This is a genomic window from Moraxella sp. (assembly GCF_024227015.1).
In the GTDB taxonomy this organism is placed as follows: domain Bacteria; phylum Pseudomonadota; class Gammaproteobacteria; order Pseudomonadales; family Moraxellaceae; genus Moraxella.
On sequence record NZ_JAAELD010000267.1, the window covers coordinates 1 to 1725 of the forward strand.

Sequence of the window (1725 nt, forward strand, 5' to 3'; positions counted from 1 at the left end):
ATTGATACTGCTTGGGGATGCGCATCAGTTGTCAGCGGTGGAAGCAGGGGCGGTACTTGCCGACCTTTGTCGTGTGGATAAACTACAACAATCTCGTGTGCATTTATCAGAATCAACACGCTTCACATCCACATCGAGCGTGGGTAAATTGGCGACGCTCATCAATGATTTTAATGCAGAGGGCAGCGCCTTGCCACAGATTGAGGTATTAATAGAGAGTGAGGTGAATTTATCATGGGTGAATTTACAGCGTCATAAGGATTTTCTAGAAAGATTAATCGAGCCTTATTCCACATATTTTGAGCGCAGTAAAACACTATTAAGACAAATTAACCAATACAGCGATGAGCAAAAAAGCAATCAAATCAAAGCGCTAATCGATGAGCTGAATCGCTATCGTATTCTCACGGCATCGCATGTTGGGGTAGCGGGCGATGTGATGATCAATGAATACATCGCCAAGAAGCATCGAGATGAGCTGCGTGCCTCTACATGGACGCTGCCATGGTATCATGGGCGAGTGGTGATGGTGCAGACCAACCGCTATGATTTGGGGTTGTTCAATGGTGATATTGGTGTATGCATCCAAGAAAATGGCGAGCTGTTCGTGTATTTTGATGGTGCGATACTCAAAAGAGTCTCCGTGAGTGTTTTAGGCGGCGAGACGGTGACAACAGCCTATGCCATGACTGTACATAAATCGCAAGGTTCGGAGTTTAATACAGTGGCGGTGGTCTTTGATGATTCTAACAGCCGACTGCTGTCAAAAGAGCTGATCTATACTGCTGTCACGCGAGCCAAAGACAGTGTGCAGATTTATGCCACACCTAGCGCGCTAGACATCGCCATCAAAACGCCAACCGTCCGTACTACAGGACTTGGGCTGTTGCATGAATTGTGATTGGCGCTAACCGCACTATAATTTTGATGGTATGATTTTTTATCTGATTTCAAACGAATGTTTGGTTTAAATTTGCATTTTCCTAGTTAAGATGCATTCGATTGACTAAGCCATGTCGTGACTGCGCAAAAATTCATCCACAACAGCAAACTGCCCAAAGGTGGTGTCTTTGCTGTACATCGCTTCACGAAAGGCGTTAGAGTTAGGCAAACCGCCTGTGTACCAAGCGATGTGCTTACGAGCAATGCGGCAGCCTGAATATTCACCATAGAACTGATACAGCTCTTCTAAGTGAGTAAGTACAATATCACGTAGCTCTGATATGCTAGGCGACGCAAGAAGTTCACCTGTTTGTAGGTAATGATGAATGTCACGAAAAATCCACGGCTTGCCTTGAGCGGCGCGTCCGATCATGATGGCGTCCGCGCCTGTTAGTTCATAGACGGCTTTGGCTTTTTGTGGACTGTCGATGTCGCCATTAACGATGACAGGGATTTTGACTTGTTGTTTGACTTGCTTGATAAGGTCATAGCGTGCCTCGCCCGTATAAAAATCCTCTCTGGTGCGCCCATGGATGGCAATGGCAGCAATGCCTGCTTTCTCGGCGATGTCGGCGATTTTTAGGATATTTTCTTGACCGTTGGCGAAGCCCAGCCTGGTTTTTAGGGTGACGGGCACATCCACAGCATCTACGGCGGTCTCTAATAACTGTCGTACTAGGTTTTCGTCTTGTAATAATGCTGAGCCTGCCAATTTTTTGCAGACTTTTTTGGCAGGGCACCCCATGTTAATATCAACAATCTGCGCGCCATTGGCCACCTGAA

Annotated in this window: 2 protein-coding genes; one reads left to right on the forward strand and one right to left on the reverse strand. The window is 46.4% G+C overall.

Annotated elements, in window-relative coordinates; translation table 11 throughout:
- The coding region (locus GY683_RS06225) for an ATP-binding domain-containing protein (protein ID WP_297287920.1) at positions 1–901 on the forward strand (901 nt) is incomplete at its 5' end.
- 105 nt (positions 902–1006) lie between these two features.
- Here GY683_RS06225 and dusB read toward each other — a convergent pair.
- Positions 1007–1725, reverse strand: a 719-nt coding sequence (gene dusB / locus GY683_RS06230; RefSeq protein ID WP_297287921.1) for a tRNA dihydrouridine synthase DusB, incomplete at its 5' end; no start/stop codon positions are given.